The organism is Pseudomonas sp. 02C 26 (genome assembly GCF_002843585.1).
Classification (GTDB): Bacteria; Pseudomonadota; Gammaproteobacteria; order Pseudomonadales; family Pseudomonadaceae; genus Aquipseudomonas; species Aquipseudomonas shirazensis.
This window is the reverse complement of the sequence record NZ_CP025262.1, coordinates 829,404-845,000: the sequence shown is the minus strand read 5'-3', so window position 1 is coordinate 845,000 and position 15,597 is coordinate 829,404. Positions and strand designations below refer to the sequence as shown.

The 15,597-nt window shown below is 60.4% G+C and carries 17 protein-coding genes (1 of these 17 cut by a window edge); 3 read left to right on the top strand and 14 right to left on the bottom strand.

The genetic code is table 11. The features are described 5' to 3' along the window. A protein-coding gene (locus CXQ80_RS03865; RefSeq protein WP_101322946.1) for a bestrophin family protein crosses the window boundary here: on the top strand, positions 1-14 show its 3' end. It extends 880 nt beyond the left edge of the window; 14 of the gene's 894 nt are visible here — the last part of the coding sequence; its start codon lies beyond the left edge, outside the window; it ends in the stop codon at positions 12-14. Between the two features lie 14 nt (positions 15-28). Here CXQ80_RS03865 and CXQ80_RS03860 read toward each other — a convergent pair whose 3' ends face one another. Both CXQ80_RS03860 and CXQ80_RS03855 read right to left on the bottom strand, forming a co-directional pair. Next, positions 29-421, bottom strand: coding sequence for a lysozyme inhibitor LprI family protein (locus CXQ80_RS03860; RefSeq protein WP_256585688.1), 393 nt, complete (start codon positions 419-421; stop codon positions 29-31). Positions 422-516: 95 nt separating this feature from the next. Then, positions 517-1,425, bottom strand: coding sequence for a LysR family transcriptional regulator (locus tag CXQ80_RS03855; protein WP_101316658.1), 909 nt, complete (start codon positions 1,423-1,425; stop codon positions 517-519). Positions 1,426-1,515: 90 nt separating this feature from the next. Between CXQ80_RS03855 and CXQ80_RS03850 the strand changes: the two genes are divergently transcribed. Next, the gene (locus CXQ80_RS03850; RefSeq protein ID WP_101316656.1) at positions 1,516-1,989 is read left to right on the top strand and encodes a DMT family transporter; all 474 of its coding nucleotides are present in this window, start codon (positions 1,516-1,518) and stop codon (positions 1,987-1,989) included. A gap of 11 nt (positions 1,990-2,000) precedes the next feature. On the opposite strand, the gene CXQ80_RS03845 is transcribed toward CXQ80_RS03850, so the two are convergent. The 12 genes from CXQ80_RS03845 to hmpA form a co-directional block, all read right to left on the bottom strand. Then, positions 2,001-2,540, bottom strand: coding sequence for a hypothetical protein (locus tag CXQ80_RS03845; RefSeq protein ID WP_101322944.1), 540 nt, complete (start codon positions 2,538-2,540; stop codon positions 2,001-2,003). Between the two features lie 52 nt (positions 2,541-2,592). Next, entirely contained in the window at positions 2,593-3,156 is a 564-nt protein-coding gene (locus tag CXQ80_RS03840) for a GNAT family N-acetyltransferase (protein ID WP_101316654.1), read from the bottom strand. Between the two features lie 86 nt (positions 3,157-3,242). Beyond that, a complete protein-coding gene (locus CXQ80_RS03835; protein WP_101316652.1) occupies positions 3,243-3,617 on the bottom strand; it encodes a YkgJ family cysteine cluster protein in 375 nt (124 codons plus the stop codon). Positions 3,618-3,766: 149 nt separating this feature from the next. Continuing rightward, positions 3,767-4,975: an alanine transaminase gene (alaC, locus tag CXQ80_RS03830; RefSeq protein ID WP_101316650.1), complete on the bottom strand. Its 1,209-nt coding sequence runs from the start codon at positions 4,973-4,975 to the stop codon at positions 3,767-3,769. Positions 4,976-5,166: 191 nt separating this feature from the next. Next, positions 5,167-6,291 carry a hypothetical protein gene (locus CXQ80_RS03825; RefSeq protein ID WP_101316648.1) on the bottom strand — a complete coding sequence of 375 codons (1,125 nt, stop codon included), beginning with the start codon at positions 6,289-6,291 and terminating at the stop codon, positions 5,167-5,169. A 134-nt stretch (positions 6,292-6,425) separates the two neighbouring features. After that, positions 6,426-7,313, bottom strand: a complete 888-nt coding sequence (gene cyoE / locus CXQ80_RS03820; protein WP_101316646.1) for a heme o synthase — start codon at positions 7,311-7,313, stop codon at positions 6,426-6,428. 11 nt (positions 7,314-7,324) lie between these two features. Beyond that, positions 7,325-7,657 carry a cytochrome o ubiquinol oxidase subunit IV gene (gene cyoD / locus CXQ80_RS03815; protein ID WP_101316644.1) on the bottom strand — a complete coding sequence of 111 codons (333 nt, stop codon included), beginning with the start codon at positions 7,655-7,657 and terminating at the stop codon, positions 7,325-7,327. Then, a complete protein-coding gene (locus CXQ80_RS03810; RefSeq protein WP_101316642.1) occupies positions 7,657-8,280 on the bottom strand; it encodes a cytochrome o ubiquinol oxidase subunit III in 624 nt (207 codons plus the stop codon). The genes cyoD and CXQ80_RS03810 overlap by 1 nt, the downstream gene beginning before the upstream one ends. 3 nt (positions 8,281-8,283) lie before the next feature. After that, on the bottom strand, positions 8,284-10,302 hold the full coding sequence (gene cyoB / locus CXQ80_RS03805; protein ID WP_101316640.1) for a cytochrome o ubiquinol oxidase subunit I: 2,019 nt from the start codon (positions 10,300-10,302) through the stop codon (positions 8,284-8,286). A gap of 3 nt (positions 10,303-10,305) precedes the next feature. Continuing rightward, positions 10,306-11,250 (bottom strand): ubiquinol oxidase subunit II, encoded by a 945-nt coding sequence (cyoA, locus tag CXQ80_RS03800; protein WP_101316638.1) that lies wholly within the window; start codon positions 11,248-11,250, stop codon positions 10,306-10,308. A gap of 559 nt (positions 11,251-11,809) precedes the next feature. Next, complete coding sequence (locus CXQ80_RS03795) at positions 11,810-12,316, bottom strand: disulfide bond formation protein B (protein WP_101316636.1); 507 nt, start codon at positions 12,314-12,316, stop codon at positions 11,810-11,812. A 281-nt stretch (positions 12,317-12,597) separates the two neighbouring features. Continuing rightward, positions 12,598-13,770: an NO-inducible flavohemoprotein gene (gene hmpA, locus CXQ80_RS03790; RefSeq protein WP_101316634.1), complete on the bottom strand. Its 1,173-nt coding sequence runs from the start codon at positions 13,768-13,770 to the stop codon at positions 12,598-12,600. A gap of 150 nt (positions 13,771-13,920) precedes the next feature. Here hmpA and norR point away from each other — a divergent pair, with 150 nt between their 5' ends. Continuing rightward, positions 13,921-15,471, top strand: a complete 1,551-nt coding sequence (gene norR, locus CXQ80_RS03785; RefSeq protein WP_101316632.1) for a nitric oxide reductase transcriptional regulator NorR — start codon at positions 13,921-13,923, stop codon at positions 15,469-15,471. The last annotated feature ends 126 nt before the right edge of the window (positions 15,472-15,597 follow it).

Below are 15,597 nucleotides of genomic sequence, written 5' to 3'. Positions count from 1 at the left end.
TAACCACAGACTAATCAAGGCCAGCCAGTCATTGCCCCGGGCTGAGTATCCGCTCAAGCTCCGCGGCACGGTCGCGGGTCATGCCCATCACACATGTGCCGGCCTCGATCTGGCGCAGGGTGCCGCCGCTGGCCTGGCTATGGAGGGCGCAGTTGTCATCGCGATACTTGATCCAGCTGCGCTGCGCCGTGCGCAAGGCCTTCTGCGCATCGCCTGCAAGCTTGGCCTGCAACTGCTTGTAGACACGGTTCAGACGCTGATCCTGCAGGCTGCTCTCGCTTTGGATACAGCTGCTCATGGCAACAGTACTGGAGGCCTTGTCCATACACTCGGTATAACGGGTGGAAAAGTCGTCGGCGCTCGCGGCTGCGCTCGAGCAACCCAGGATCAAGGTCATGACGATAGTAGTGCGGTTACGCATGAGCAAGTCTCGCGGATGAGTGACGGCGACCAGCCTAGCACTTCCCCACCCAAGGCCGGCTACCAACGGCGACAATCAGACCAAACCCACTCGGCTCACTCCGTGTTCTGACAGATGCTCGCCACCCGCGAACGCAACCAGGCATGGCCGGCGTCGCCTTCCCGGCGCGCATGCCACGCCTGGGCAAAAGCAAAAGGTGCGATCGCCAATGGCGGGGCGAAGATACGCAGCGCCGGGTCCAGACGAGCCCCGCTGAGGCTGCGCCGCGCCACCGTAAGTATCAGATCGGTGCCAACCAACAGTGTCTGCGCTACGCCCCAGTGCGGCAGCGTCAAGGCAATCCGCCGTTGCTCGCCCACCTGCTGCAGGGCGCGATCGATCTCATTGTCGATGCCCGGCCGCACCGCAACCAGCACGTGGGGGCGCTGCAACCACTGACTCAAGCTCAGCCCTGCGCGCTGCGGCAGGTTCCTGCGGTCGGCCACACAGACAAAACTTTCTTCGAACAGCACCTGGCGCTGCACTTCAGCCGGCCAATCGGGGAACACGCCGAGCGCCAGATCCACTTCTCCGTCGATCAACTGCCCCAGCATGGCTTCCCGGCTGCCCTGCGAGACCACCAGGTCGACCCCGGGCGCCTCTTCGCGGACCTGCCGTAACAGGCCGGGTAGCAACACCCTGGCGCCATAGTCCGACATCGACAGGCGAAAAGTACGACGCGATTTGCCGGCCTCAAAGCCAGGACTGCCCAGCAGACCGTCCAACTGCTGCAACGCATGCTGCAAAGGCTCGCGCAGGGATTGCGCACGAGGGCTCAGCTGCAGCCTGCCGCCACGCCGCACCAACAGCGGATCGGCAAAGATCTCTCGCAACTGAGCCAGCGCATGGCTCACCGCAGGCTGACTGCGATGCAGGCGCAATGCAGCGCGGGACACGTGCTGCTCACTGAGCAGCGCGTTTAGGGTCAGCAACAGATTGAGGTCGATGCGGCGCAGATCATCCATCTAGCGAATACCAACTGTGCGGAGTTCGAATTTCCATCATTGAAATGGATAACACAGACTGCAGCCAGTCATTTATTCAGGAGCATCCCAATGCCGCATGCACTTACCTTGTCTGTCCTGCTTCCCATGCTGATCGCCCTGCTGGCCGGCGCAGCTGTGCCGTTCCAGGCAGGCAGCAACGCCGCCCTCGGCCGACTGCTGGGGCATCCGTTATGGGCCGCGGGGGTTTCGCTATTGGTCAGCCTGATGCTGCTGATACCGGCATTGCTGGTGCTGCGGGCACCGCTGCCGCAGCTGCAGAATCTGACCCAGGCGCCGTGGTGGGCCTGGCTGGGAGGATTGGCAGGCGTGTTGTACATCACTGCTGCGCTGATCCTCACACCGCGCTTGGGTGCGGCCGGGTTTATCGTCTGCGTGATCGCCGGGCAGGTACTGTCCTCATTGCTGATCGATCAGTGGGGCTTGATGGGCCTGCCGGAAAAACCCGTCAACAGTCTCAGGCTGGCCGGCGTGGGCATGATCGTGCTCGGCATGCTGCTGGTGCAGTGGGGCACTGCGCGCTGACAACAGACCGGTCAGAAGGCCTGCGGTTGAATGGGCGGGTCCAGCACTCTTTCCACTTGAAAGCGCAGCGAGGGCATTTCGGTGGCCACGTACACCGTCACCCCCAACGCGGCGATCAAAGCCACGTCGAGCCAGCGCCATCCTGGCATTTGCGCGGCACTGCGGGCCCTCCAGCACCACCAGGCCTGGCCCGCGCAGAACAACGCGATTGCCGCCAGCCACAGGTAAAAGCCCGCGCCAAAACCAATCAGGTCCTGGAAGGCATAGCTGCGATTGTCCGGCAGGCGATCGATGCCCAGGCTGCTCGCCGCCAGATACAGCGCGGCGAGGCCCAGCACCAGTGCCAGCCGACGAAAGCGCCGGTGGCTGAGCACGGCCAGAGCCAACAAAGGATTGGCAAACCACTGGTAGTGCTCGAACGGAATCCCCCAAGGCCCGTATAGCAGGATCTGCAAGGCGGGCATATGCCGCCCCGCGCTCAGGTAGACACCGTCAAACGCCAGACTGCAGAGGAACAGCAACAGGCTCAGGGCGATATAGAACGTGGGCAACTGGAGGAACCAAGGGCGACTGGCGTTCATCCGACCGTCATTCACCGTCATATCAGGCAACCGGTGGCTCCAGCAACAAGCCGTAGATACCCGAATCGGACAACTCCCCCGCCACGCACCAACGTGCCCGCAGGGTGCCTTCAAGGACAAAGCCCTGACGCTCGAGGGTACGTGCCGAGCCCTGATTGCGCGGGTCGATTTCACCTTCCAGGCGGCGCAGGTGCAGCGTGTGCGCAAGGTAATCGATAAAGCAGGTCAGTGCTTCGTCCATGTAGCCGCGGCCCTGTACGCTGCTGGCTAGGCAATAGCCGATTTCGCCACGGCGGGAGACGTCGTCGATGTTGAACAGCTGGACCATGCCGATCAGCGCGCCGGTGTCGCGCCGGTACATGCCAAGCTTGAGTTGCTCGCCCTTGGCGTACGCTTCGCGGTCTGCCGCCAGAGCGCTTTGCGCCTCGGCCAGGTCCTGCCACGGGGCGTGGTGCCAGTAACGCATGACCTGCGGGTCGGCCATCATCTCCAACCACTGCGCGGCGTCGGCATGACGCATCGGGCGCAGTTGCAGGCGCGGGCTTTCAAGGAGCAAGTCAGAGGGGAAACTGCGGGGCTGGGTCACGCCGGACCTCCTGTCCATCGCTGGAAAGATGACAGTCTAGCGTCAGTCGGACCCCAGGGTCACCGGGCATTTTCAACCCAGTGCAATCACGCCACCTCGGCGCCTTCATCTGGCCAGTGCGGCTCGTTGGCCTCCAGCGGCGGTAACCCATAGGCAGCACGGGCTGCGTCGCAACTGGGATTGTGCACGCCATTTACCCAGGACGCCTCGAACTCGCGACAGGGCGTGGAACGGTTGGCGTAGATGCTGCACCCCACCTGCTTGCCAATCTCGCCATCGAGGCTGATGCAGCGGCACGGCTTGGCGTCGGTGCCGATCATGGCGACCCGGCTTGGGGTGATCTGCACCACCAGATCGTCCGGCACGACACCGCCCGATGACTGGCATTCGCCCCAGAAGAAGGACACACGGAAGTACCCGCAGCACGCGCCGCAGTCAAGGCAAGGGTTATATTCGGACATGATCGCCAGGGAGGGAGAGTTGTTGTTATCGGGGCTTGGCCCGCGGCGCCATTGTTGATCCAACCGGGGGTGGCTGAGAAGAGGGTATATGAAAAAAAACATGCCGCTGATCGGCGGCATGTCGGTTGGCTGTTGAGCGTACGAAGCGGTTACTTGGCGGTCAGCCCATCCGCCCGGAACATCTGGCGAATGCCACGGATCGCCTGACGGATGCGGTCCTGGTTTTCGATCAGGGCAAAGCGCACATGGTCATCGCCGTAATCGCCGAAACCAATCCCTGGCGATACGCAGACCTTGGCCTCGGCCAGCAGCTTCTTCGCGAACTCCAGCGAGCCCAGGTGCGCGTACGCCTCGGGTATCTTCGCCCAGATGTACATCGAGGCCTTGGGGTTCTCGACCATCCAGCCCAGCTCGTGCAAGCCCTTGACCAACAGGTTGCGGCGCTGGCGGTATTGCTCGGCGATGTCGCGCACACATTGCTGATCACCCTCAAGGGCGGCAATGGCCGCTACCTGCAGCGGGGTGAAGGTGCCGTAATCGTGATAGCTCTTGATCCGGCCCAAGGCGCTGACCAGCTCAGGATTGCCGACCATGAAACCAATCCGCCAGCCGGCCATGTTGTAGCTTTTGGACAGGGTGAAGAACTCCACCGCGATGTCCTTGGCACCGGGCACCTGCATGATCGAAGGGGCCTTCCAGCCGTCGTAGACAATGTCGGCATAGGCCAGATCGTGGATGACCAGCACATCGTATTGCTTGGCCAGCGCTACCACACGCTCGAAGAAATCCAGCTCGACACACTGCGCAGTCGGGTTGGACGGGAAGCCGAGGATCATCATTTTCGGCTTGGGGATCGACTCGCGGATCGCCCGCTCAAGCTCGGTGAAGAAATCCACCCCCGGCACCAACGGCACCGAACGCACCTGTGCACCGGCGATCACGGCACCGTAGATGTGGATTGGATAACTGGGGTTGGGCACCAGAACCGTGTCGCCATGATCAAGGGTGGCCAGCATCAAGTGCGCCAAGCCCTCTTTCGAGCCAATGGTGACGATGGCCTCGCTCTCAGGATCGATATCGACCTGATAGCGGTCCTGATACCAGCGCGAAATCGCCCGGCGCAGGCGCGGAATGCCGCGCGAGGTGGAGTAACCATGAGTGTCGTCACGCTGGGCAACCTGCACCAGCTTCTCGACGATGTGCGGCGGCGTGGCGCCATCGGGGTTGCCCATGCTCAGATCAATGATGTCCTCGCCACGACGGCGGGCAGCCATCTTCAGCTCGGCAGTGATGTTGAAAACATAGGGCGGGAGACGATCTATGCGCGCAAAGCGGCGCGGCGAACCTTGGTCGGCCATGTGTACCTCGAAGACGTAAGCGCCCGGAACCGTCCGAGCGACGTTGGCCGCTGTAGCGGCCAGATCAGACAATAATGCCGAAATGATTTATCTGCAAAGGATAATTTTCTGTTTTTTTATATATTTTCAGGCGTATTAAACAATTCCTCAGAAGCGGCTGCTCAGTGGCGCGCGCTGAACAGCCAGCTCGATCAGCGTAGTACCTTGTAGCTGTCTACGGTTACCTGCTCCAATGCCAAGCCTTCACTGGGGTTGAATGCACTGCCGGTAACCTTGCTGAAGGACGTTTCATCGGTGCCGAAGTGAACAAAGCGGTCTGCTGCACTGCCCTCTGTCACCACCGTGTAGGACTTCTCGCGCATCGCTATGTAGCGCTCGTTCTCTGCGATCATTTCCTTGTGATACTGCATCAACTGGATGTCGCTGAGCTGCAGCCGGTTGTTGAGCTTCACGCCCCAACGGGTCAGGCAGACTTCGGCAAAATGGCGCACCAGCAAGCCCGGCTCATCGAGCTGCTTGCCACCGCCGGCACCATCGACCGAAGCGTTACCGACCAACGTGGCATGCCGACCGTGCATAGGGAAGACGTGGATGCGAGTAGCCGCGGCCACACTCGGTATAACGCAGGCAAAGCCTTTTGAACGCTCGTCACGCGAGTAGAAGCCGACGTACTCCTTCACATTGCTGGCCAGCTGTACGCGGCGCTTGTCGATATTGCCTACCCCGGGTACGGGGTCGATGGCAAAGATGTTGACCGGAATGTGCTTGAGTTCCGGGTCGCTGGCCAAGGCATTGGCAAGCATATGGCAGCTGATGCCGCCGCGACTCCAGCCGACCAGATTGATCTGGGTCGGAATCAGCGGTTTGCGGAAGCGAGTAATGATCTCCTGATAGAGCTCTTGCTTGGCAAAGCTGTCGCCATAGTCGTACATACGCCAGAACCACGAAGAGCCAGCCTCGGCATCCGGGACCTCAACCCCGCGTTTCTTCAGGTCTTCGTACTCTTCTTTGCTGAGCTTGGTGCGCTGCCAGTTGGTTTTGCCCTTGATCACCTGCACTACGTGGGCGACGTTTTCTTCCCAGCCGCGGCCAAACAGCTGACCGGTCCAGTTGAAATAACTGCCCGGCTTGACGAACAGGTCATCGTCCTGCAGGTTGCCGCTGCCTGGGCCATCGACAGCAATTTGCTCAGCCCAGAGCCGGCCTTGGTCGTTGTGGGCCAACGTCGAGACCAGTTCGCCGTTCCAGAAATCAGGGTTGGCGGTGTCATAGCGGGTGGAACCGGTGCCACAGAAATAGGCCGTAAATACACTCATCTGGATGTCTCCTGGGGACTAGGGAGGCACACCATATGGCGTGTGAGGCGGTGCCGAGCAGGCGGAAGAACTGCCATGCACAAGGCAAAAAAAAGCCCCGACACACGGCCAGGGCTTCTTCACAACAGATGTCTTCAGCGGGCGTAAGTCATCAACACGTCAGCAGCAGTCTGGCTGTCTACCGACATCATCACGCTCAAGGCGGTCACGGTGAGGATAGAGAAGCCGAATACCTTGCGCGCCCACTTGCTGTCATCTTCAGCCTTGTAGCCGCCCCAGGCCATGTACAACCAGTACAGGCCCATACCGGCGGCAACCGCCATGTAGCCGAGCCCGGCGTAACCGCCGAGGGTCAGCATCAGGGTAGCGAGGACGAATGCCAGCACGTACAGCACGATCTGCTTTTTCGCAGCGAGGATACCGCGCGCCACCGGCAGAACCGGAATATTGGCAGCGCTGTAATCCTTGAAGCGGAAGATCGCGATGGCAAAGCTGTGCGGCATCTGCCACAGGCTGAACATCACCAGCAGGGTCACTGCAGCCAGGTCGAAGCTATTGCTCACGGCGCAGTAGCCGATCACCGGAGGCATGGCACCGGACAGGCTGCCAACCAAGGTGCCGTGCACCGATTTGCGCTTCAGCCAGAGGCTGTAGAAACCGACGTAGACGACGAACCCGATCAGGGCGCAGTACGCCGCCAACGGGTTGGCCTGCACGTACAGCAAGCTGAAACCACCCAGCCCAAGCAGAGTGGCGTAAATCAGCGCCAGCGGCAGCGACATGCCGCCCTGGACCATCACGCGGTTCTTGGTGCGCTCCATCTTGATGTCGATGTCACGGTCGATGCAGTTGTTTAACACGCAACCGGACGCCACCACCATCGAGGTACCGAGAACCACCGCCAGGAACAGGACGAAATCCACATGCCCGCTGGAGGCAAGGAAGAAACCGCCTGCCACGGAAAGCACGTTACCGAAAATGATCCCCGGTTTGGTGATTTGGATAAAGTGCTTCAGTGACATGCAGTCTTACCTCACTTGGCCATCATTTCGAAGTGGATGCTGAACATGATCCACAGCGACAGGCCGACCAGCAGCGCGATTACCAGAACGGTGAACAGGAACGTCGACACATTGGAACGCTGCTCTTTCGAGCGGTCCATGTGCAGGAAGTACACCAGGTGTACCACTACCTGAATGACGGCCATGGCCACCACGATCAGGACGGTCAGGTTCTTCGGAAAGGTCGGGAACATGACCAGGCCGAACGGGATCGCAGTCAGGATGATCGACAGTACGAAACCGACCATGTACGACTTGACGCTGCCGTGGCTACCTTCGTGATGAGTGTCGTGTGCGTTAGCCATTACAGAACCCCCAACAGGTAAACGACGGTGAATACGCAGATCCAGACCACGTCGAGGAAGTGCCAGAACAGGCTCAGGCAGCTCATGCGGGTCTTGGCAGTCGGCGTGATGCCGTGCTTGTTGATCTGATACATCATGATCGCCATCCAGATCAGACCGGCAGTCACGTGCAGACCGTGGGTACCGACCAGCGCGAAGAACGCCGACAGGAAGCCACTGCGCTGCGGGCCGTAACCCTCAGAGATCAGGTGATGGAACTCATAGATTTCCATCGCGATGAAGCCAGCACCGAACAGGAAGGTCACAGCCAACCAGCCCAGTACACCTGCCTTGTTGCCGTCGAACATCTTCAGCATGGCGAAGCCGAAGGTGATCGAGGACAGCAGCAGAAACGCGGTTTCAACCAGCACGAAGTCGAGCTGGAAGATGTCGTGACCCGACGGGCCGCCGGCGAAACCGCCGGACAGCACCGCGTAGGTGGCGAAGAGCGACGCAAACAGAATGCAGTCGGTCATCAGGTACAGCCAGAAACCAAGTACGGTCATCTGGCCCGAGTCGTGGTGGTGATCGTCGTGCCCATGGTCATGACCATGAGCGTCACCGTGGATTACTTGACTGGACATTGATTACACCCGTTCAAACGATTCGACACGTGCGCCGGCAGGCAGAGCACCTGCTTTGGCCAACGCTTGCATGCGCTCGCCTTCGATGCGCGCCACTTCTTCAGCCGGCACCATGTAGCCCTGGTCGTCACGTGCAGCGTGGCGAACGAAGACTGCGATGGTTGCTACCAGGCTTGCGCCAACCAGCCACCAGATATGCCAGATGAAGGCAAAGCCGAAGACGGTCAACAACAGGCCCATGAACAGACCGGTAGAGGTGTTGCTTGGCATGTGGATCGCTTCGTACTTGGCCGGAACCTTGTACGCAACTTCGGCTTCCTTGGCTTCGTGCCAGGCGTCCAGACCAACTTTCTCAGGCATGTGAGCGAAGTTGTAGAACGGCGGCGGCGAAGAAGTCGACCACTCCAGCGTACGACCACCCCATGGATCGCCAGTGACGTCCAGGTTCTGGTTGCGATCGCGGATCGACACGAACAGCTGGATCAGCTGGCAAGCGATACCGAACAGGATCAGCACGGCGCCGACTACCGCTACCCACAGGTAGGGTTCCCACAGTGGGTTTTCGGTGTGGTTCAGACGACGGGTCATGCCCATGAAGCCCAGGGCGTACAGCGGCATGAACGCAACGTAGAAGCCCGAGATCCAGAACCAGAAGGCAGCTTTGCCCCACTTCTCGTTCAGGGTGAAACCAAAGGCTTTCGGGAACCAGAAGGCGAAGCCGGCAATGTAGCCGAATACCGCACCACCGATGATCACGTTGTGGAAGTGAGCGATAACGAACAGGCTGTTGTGCAGCACGAAGTCAGCACCTGGAACAGCCAGCAGAACGCCAGTCATGCCACCGATCGAGAAGGTGACCATGAAGCCCAGGGTCCACAGCATCGGCGCGGTGAAGCGCACGCGGCCTTGATACATGGTGAACAGCCAGTTGAACAACTTCACACCGGTCGGGATGGAGATCAACATCGTCGCCAGGCCGAAGAAGGTGTTGACGCTCGCGCCGGCACCCATGGTGAAGAAGTGGTGCAGCCAAACTGCAAAGCCGAGAATGGCGATCGCGCCCGATGCATAGATCATCGAGTGGTGGCCGAACAGGCGTTTGCCAGAGAACGTCGAGGTAACTTCCGAGAACACGCCGAAGGCCGGCAGAATCAGAATGTAAACCTCAGGGTGACCCCACGCCCAGAACAGGTTGACGTACATCATCGGGTTCCCACCAAGCTCGTTGGTGAAGATATGGAAGTCCAGATAACGGTCAACAGTCAGCAGAGCGAGTGCAGCGGTCAGGATCGGGAACGAAGCCACGATCAGCACGTTGGCCCAGGTGCAGGTCCAGGTGAAGATCGGCATGTCCATCAGCTTCATGCCAGGCGCGCGCATTTTCATCACGGTGACGAGGAAGTTGACGCCGGTCAGCGTTGTCCCCAGCCCCGATAGCTGCAGTGCCCAGATGTAGTAGTCGACACCCACGCCCGGACTGTACTGAATACCCGCAAGCGGCGGATACGCAACCCAGCCAGTCTTGGCGAACTCACCAACACCCAGGGAGATGTTGACCAGCAGCACGCCTGCCAGCAGCAGGTAGAAGCTCAGGGAGTTGAGGAACGGGAAGGCCACGTCACGTGCACCGATCTGCAGCGGAACCGCAAGGTTCATCAGACCAGTGAAGAACGGCATCGCCATGAAGATGATCATGATCACACCGTGCGCGGTGAAGATCTGGTCATAGTGTTCAGGCGGCAGATAGCCGGTGTCGCCACCCGTGGCCACGGCCAGCTGGGTACGCATCATGATGGCGTCGGCAAAGCCGCGGATCAGCATGATCATGGCGACGATGATGTACATCACGCCGATTTTCTTGTGGTCGACAGTCGTCAGCCACTCGGTCCACAAGTAGGTCCACTTGCGGAAGTAGGTGATCAGACCTACTACAGCGATACCACCCAGCGCGATCATGGCAAGTGTCACCATGACTATCGGCTCGTGATACGGGATCGCCTCCAGACTTAATTTACCGAACATCTCTTACTCCTCTGCCCCGGCAGCTGGTTGCTTACTCGACTCCACACCCTGGGTTGTGGCCAGGTCTTTGCTGCCTTGTTCTTCGTGGTTCGGCCGACCGCGGTTCATGCCTTCGTACTTGTCGACGATGGTCTGGAACTGGTCAGGCGAGGCCACGCTGTACAGCGTGACTGGGTGGTTTTCGCTTGGTTTGGCCAAGGCTTCGTATTCAGCCTTGCTCAGCGTTTTTGGCGACTGCTTGACTTCAGCAACCCACTTCTCGAAGTCGGCCTGGGAAGTGGCAGTAGCCTTGAACTTCATGCCGGTGAAACCAGCACCGCTGTAGTTGGCGCTGATACCGTCAAACACACCGTTCTCGTTGGCGATCAGGTGCAGTTTGGTGGTCATGCCCGCCATCGCGTAGATCTGGCCGCCCAGACCCGGGATGAAGAACGAGTTCATCACAGCGTCCGAGGTCACACGGAAGTTCACCGGCGTGTTGGCCGGGAAGACCAGCGTGTTGACGGTGGCAATGCCCTGTTCCGGATAGATGAACAGCCATTTCCAGTCCAGCGCGACCACATCGACCTGCACCGGCTTCACGTCGGAATCCAGCGGACGATACGGATCCAGCTTGTGCGTGGACACGTAGGTTACGTAGCCCAAGGCAACGATGATGATGACCGGGATGATCCACACGGCCAGTTCGATCTTGGTCGAGTGCGACCAGTCTGGGGTGTAGGTGGCTGCCTTGTTGGAAGCACGATACTTCCAGGCAAATGCCAAAGTCATGATGATGACCGGCACAACCACCAGCAGCATCAGGCCGGTAGCGATCAGGATAAGGTTCTTTTGCTCAATGCCGACCTGACCCTTCGGGTCGAGCAGGGTCCAGTTGCACCCACTGAGTAAAAGCATGCCTAAAAAGGGCAATATGCCAAACAGTCTGGGGTAACGCTTTTTACTCATCTCACGACCTCTAGATCAGCTTGCTTCAATGCAATTTGTGTTTTGGTCACCAACACTTCGTCCTGCCAAGCGTCAGCAATTTTGGCTCGAATTCGCTCCTGCCTGGGGTCCTCAACGTGGACCTGGGCGGTTAGCGGGCTTAACGGTATTTATGGTGTAGGCAAACGGCCCGTACAGCTGTACCAAGTCCATTTGGTGCGGGTTAACGCGGAGGGGTGTCCGCCCGGTATCGCCGTTGGGCGAAACTTGACGAAGTCAGCAAAAAGGAGGCCGTGGCTTCCTTCAAATCCTGCGACTCGCAAGCAGTGCCGAACGGAAATTGGGGGCGATTGTAGATAGGTCGCCCACCCTTGACTATGACTTATTGAGCAACAGTCTTTTGCAGATTCGGTAACAATGGAGTAGGGAAAATCAGGTTCGCGACAGTTTGTCGCACCCCATCCTACAGGCCTGAAACACTTATCCTGCAAGGCTTTGTCATTGATCTGGATCAAGCGAATGGCGAGAAAAGGGGCTTCTCTCGCCGTGCAACAGACTTGCGCTCAAACGGTACTTTGGTCTAAGCCCGTTTGCGGTTGCGATAGATGCCTACCGGCACCAGAATCGCGGTCAGCACGAACGCCAGCAGCGCCCATTGTGCCAGCGACAGACCCAGCAGCGGAGGGTATGGCGTGCTGCAGAAACCCTCGACCTGGAACGCCAGTGGCCAGACCTTGGCCAGTGGCAAGTCATCGACGATCGGTTGCAGGGTATCGATACCGCAACTGACCGCAGGGTTGGCGAGTATATACACATGGCGCCCAGCCGCAACGATTCCGCCAATGGCACTGAGTACCACCAGCCCTTCGAACAGGGTCAGGCCCCGGCGGTTGGGCATTGCCGCGCCGATGAAGGCAAACAGCGCGATCAGCAGCAATGCATAGCGTTGCAGGATGCACAGCGGGCATGGCGCCTCGCCGAGGACAATCTGCATATACAGCGCGCCGCCAATCAGCGCCAGGCAGATCAGGCCCAGCAGGGCCAGAAAGCGCCGTTCACGGTTCAGGCGCGAGAGTTGTTCGTTCATTGCCGATTCCTTCGAGGGAGAGTGACAGCACGCAGGCCAGCCGCTGGGCAGTTTACACGCTGGCCATGAGCATGGATGCGTCGAGACAACGGCAAGCGCCACTCTCCGGAGACACTAGGACCGAGCCAAACCTCTTCAGTTCAACGACGGCCCTGTATATAGGCGGGCGAATGCCGGGCAGGCGCAGGCGCCTCGACACACGCAAGTGAAGGATAGCGGGATTAAAGCGAGATTAAGCTGCAGCCGGCCCGTGATCGCGCGAGCCGGCTGTTACAACGGGTTTACTCCAGCGCAGCAGCCGGCCCGAAGAACTCGTAACGGCTCTGCGCCTCGGGCACGCCCAACCCTTTGAGCTGGCGTTTGACCGCCGCCATGAATGCCTTCGGCCCCAGGAAGTAAGCATCGACATCCCGCTCCTGCGGCAACCAAGCGGCCAATTGCTGCTCGCTCAACAAGCCCACTGCGTCTGCGCCCTGCCCCGCTTCGGCGTAGCAGTAAAAGCGTTTGAGCTGCGGATGACGCTCAGCCAGCGCGTCTACCCAGTCGCGGAAGGCATGCACTGCGCCATTACGTGCGCAATGAATGAAATGCACCGGACGCTGCGTCGTCAGGGCGGCTTCGAGCATGGCCAGGGTCGGCGTGATGCCGACCCCACCGCTGATCAGCACCAACGGCTTGTCGCTAGCCGCCAGGGTGAAGTCGCCTGACGGTGGGAACAGATTGAGCGTATCGCCCACCATCAGCTGCTCATGCAGATAGTTGGAGACCTTGCCGCCCGCCTCCCGCTTGACGCTGATGCGGTACTGCTGGCCATCGCTCAGTGCCGACAGCGAATAGTTGCGGCGCTGCTCGATGCCATCGATGAACAGCTGCAGGCCGATGTACTGACCAGGCTCGGCCTTGAGCACCGGCTGGCCGTCCTGCGCGGCAAAATAGAACGAGACGATCTCGCTGCTTTCCTGCTCGCGGCGTACCAAGCGAAACTCACGCGCGCCACGCCAGCCGCCAGTGGCCTGCTCCTTCTGCTGATACAGGCCTTCTTCAGCGCCGATGAGGATGTCGGCCAGCTGGCCGTAGGCACCGGCCCAGGCCTCGATCACCGCAGGTGTGGCGATGTCTTTGCCCAATACCTCCTCGATGGCGCGCAGCAAGCAGCGACCGACGATCGGGTAGTGCTCAGGCAGGATCTGCAAGGCGACATGCTTGTTGATGATCTGCCCGACCAAACCGCCCAGTTGCTCGAGCTGGTCGATATGGCGGGCATACATCAGTACGCCATTGGCCAGCGCCCGCGGTTGATCGCCGCTGGCCTGGTGAGCCTGGTTGAACAGCGGACGTACCTCTGGGTATTCACTGAGCATCATTTTATAGAAATGGGTGGTCAGCGCTTCCCCGCCGCTTTCCAGCAACGGCACGGTGGCTTTGACGATTGCACGTTGGTCGGCATTGAGCATTGCAGCAACTCCTGAGGGGCTTCAAATGGATGCAGATGCTGTTACAGCAATCATGCCAACTATCCGCCCCAGCAAAACCGGGACATTCAAGCAAGCAATGTCAAAATGACCAATCCCGGACTATAGTCATAAAGACCAAAAGGAGTCTTTATGACCACAAAGCCACTGCTCACTGCCCTTCTTCCGCTGGTCAGCGACCTGTCCCGCGATCTGCCCGACCAGGAACGCTACCGGCGCTTGCTGCAAGCCATGCGCAGCCTGCTGCCTTGCGACGCGGCTGCGTTGCTCCGGTTGGATGGCGAATGGCTGGTGCCGCTGGCGGTCGACGGGCTTGCCCCGGATACCCTTGGCCGGCGCTTTCGGGTCAGCGAGCATCCGCGCTTCAAGATTCTGCTCAGCCACAGCGAACCGACCCGCTTCGCCAGTGACAGCGACCTGCCCGACCCGTACGACGGTCTGGTCAATGCCCCTGGCGCCAACCTGGAGGTCCATGACTGCATGGGCTGTCCGTTGCTGGTCGACGAGCAGCCGTGGGGTCTGCTGACCCTCGATGCACTGACCCCGGGGCAGTTTCAGAGCCTGGAACTGGAAGCTTTGCAGGCCTTCGCCAGCCTCGCCGCCGCCACGGTCACCGTCGCCGAGCGGATTCAGCACCTGGCCCTGCGCGCCGAGGACGAGCACCAGCGAGCCGAGGTCTATCGCCAGGCCAGTGGCCAGGACAAGGAGCTGATCGGCCAGAGCCAGGCCCACACCCATCTGCTCGAAGAAATCCGCCTGGTCGGCAGCAGCGACCTGACCGTGTTGATCACCGGCGAAACCGGCGTTGGCAAGGAGCTGGTCGCCCAGGCCCTGCACCAGGCCAGCAGCCGCGCCAACAAGCCGCTGATCAGCCTCAACTGCGCAGCGCTGCCGGACACCCTGGTCGAGAGCGAGCTGTTCGGCCATGTCCGCGGCGCCTTCACCGGCGCCCATGGCGAGCGTCGCGGCAAGTTCGAACTGGCCAACGGCGGTACCTTGTTCCTGGATGAGGTCGGCGAGCTGTCGCTGACGGTCCAGGCCAAGCTGCTGCGAGTGCTGCAAAGCGGCCAATTGCAACGGCTCGGCTCGGACCGCGAGCACCATGTCGACGTGCGCCTGATCGCCGCGACCAACCGCGACCTCGCCGACGAAGTGCGCAACGGCCGTTACCGCGCCGACTTCTATCATCGCTTGAGTGTGTACCCCTTGCAGGTGCCGCCGCTGCGCGAGCGCGGCCGCGACGTGCTCCTGCTGGCCGGTTACTTCCTCGAACAAAACCGCTCGCGCCTGGGCTTGAACAGCCTGCGTCTGAGCAGCGAAGCCCAGGCTGCCTTGCTGGCGTACGACTGGCCAGGGAACGTGCGCGAGCTGGAACACCTCATTGGCCGTTCAGCGCTCAAGGCGCTTGGCCAGCAAGCACAGCGCCCGCGCATTCTCACCCTGCAGGCCGCTGACCTCGACCTGCGCAGCGTAGCGCCCATGCCAGCCGCGGCGCTGCCGCTGCCCGCCGATGCGATTCAGACGACGAACGGCGACCTGCGTACGGCCGTCGATAGTTATCAACGCCAGCTGATCGAGGCCTGCCTGCAAAAGCACCAGAACAACTGGGCGAGCGCGGCTCGCGAGCTCGGCCTGGACCGGGCAAACCTCAGCCGTTTATGTCGTCGGCTAGGCCTCAAATGAGGGCGACTGTACAAAAGGATTAACCCAGAAAGCCTCTGGTTGGCTCCCGCACGGCTGCTATATCTCCCTTACTACCGGTGAACAAGGACCGCTCTAGACGGCTGCTGCGCATGTCTGCGCCGGCCC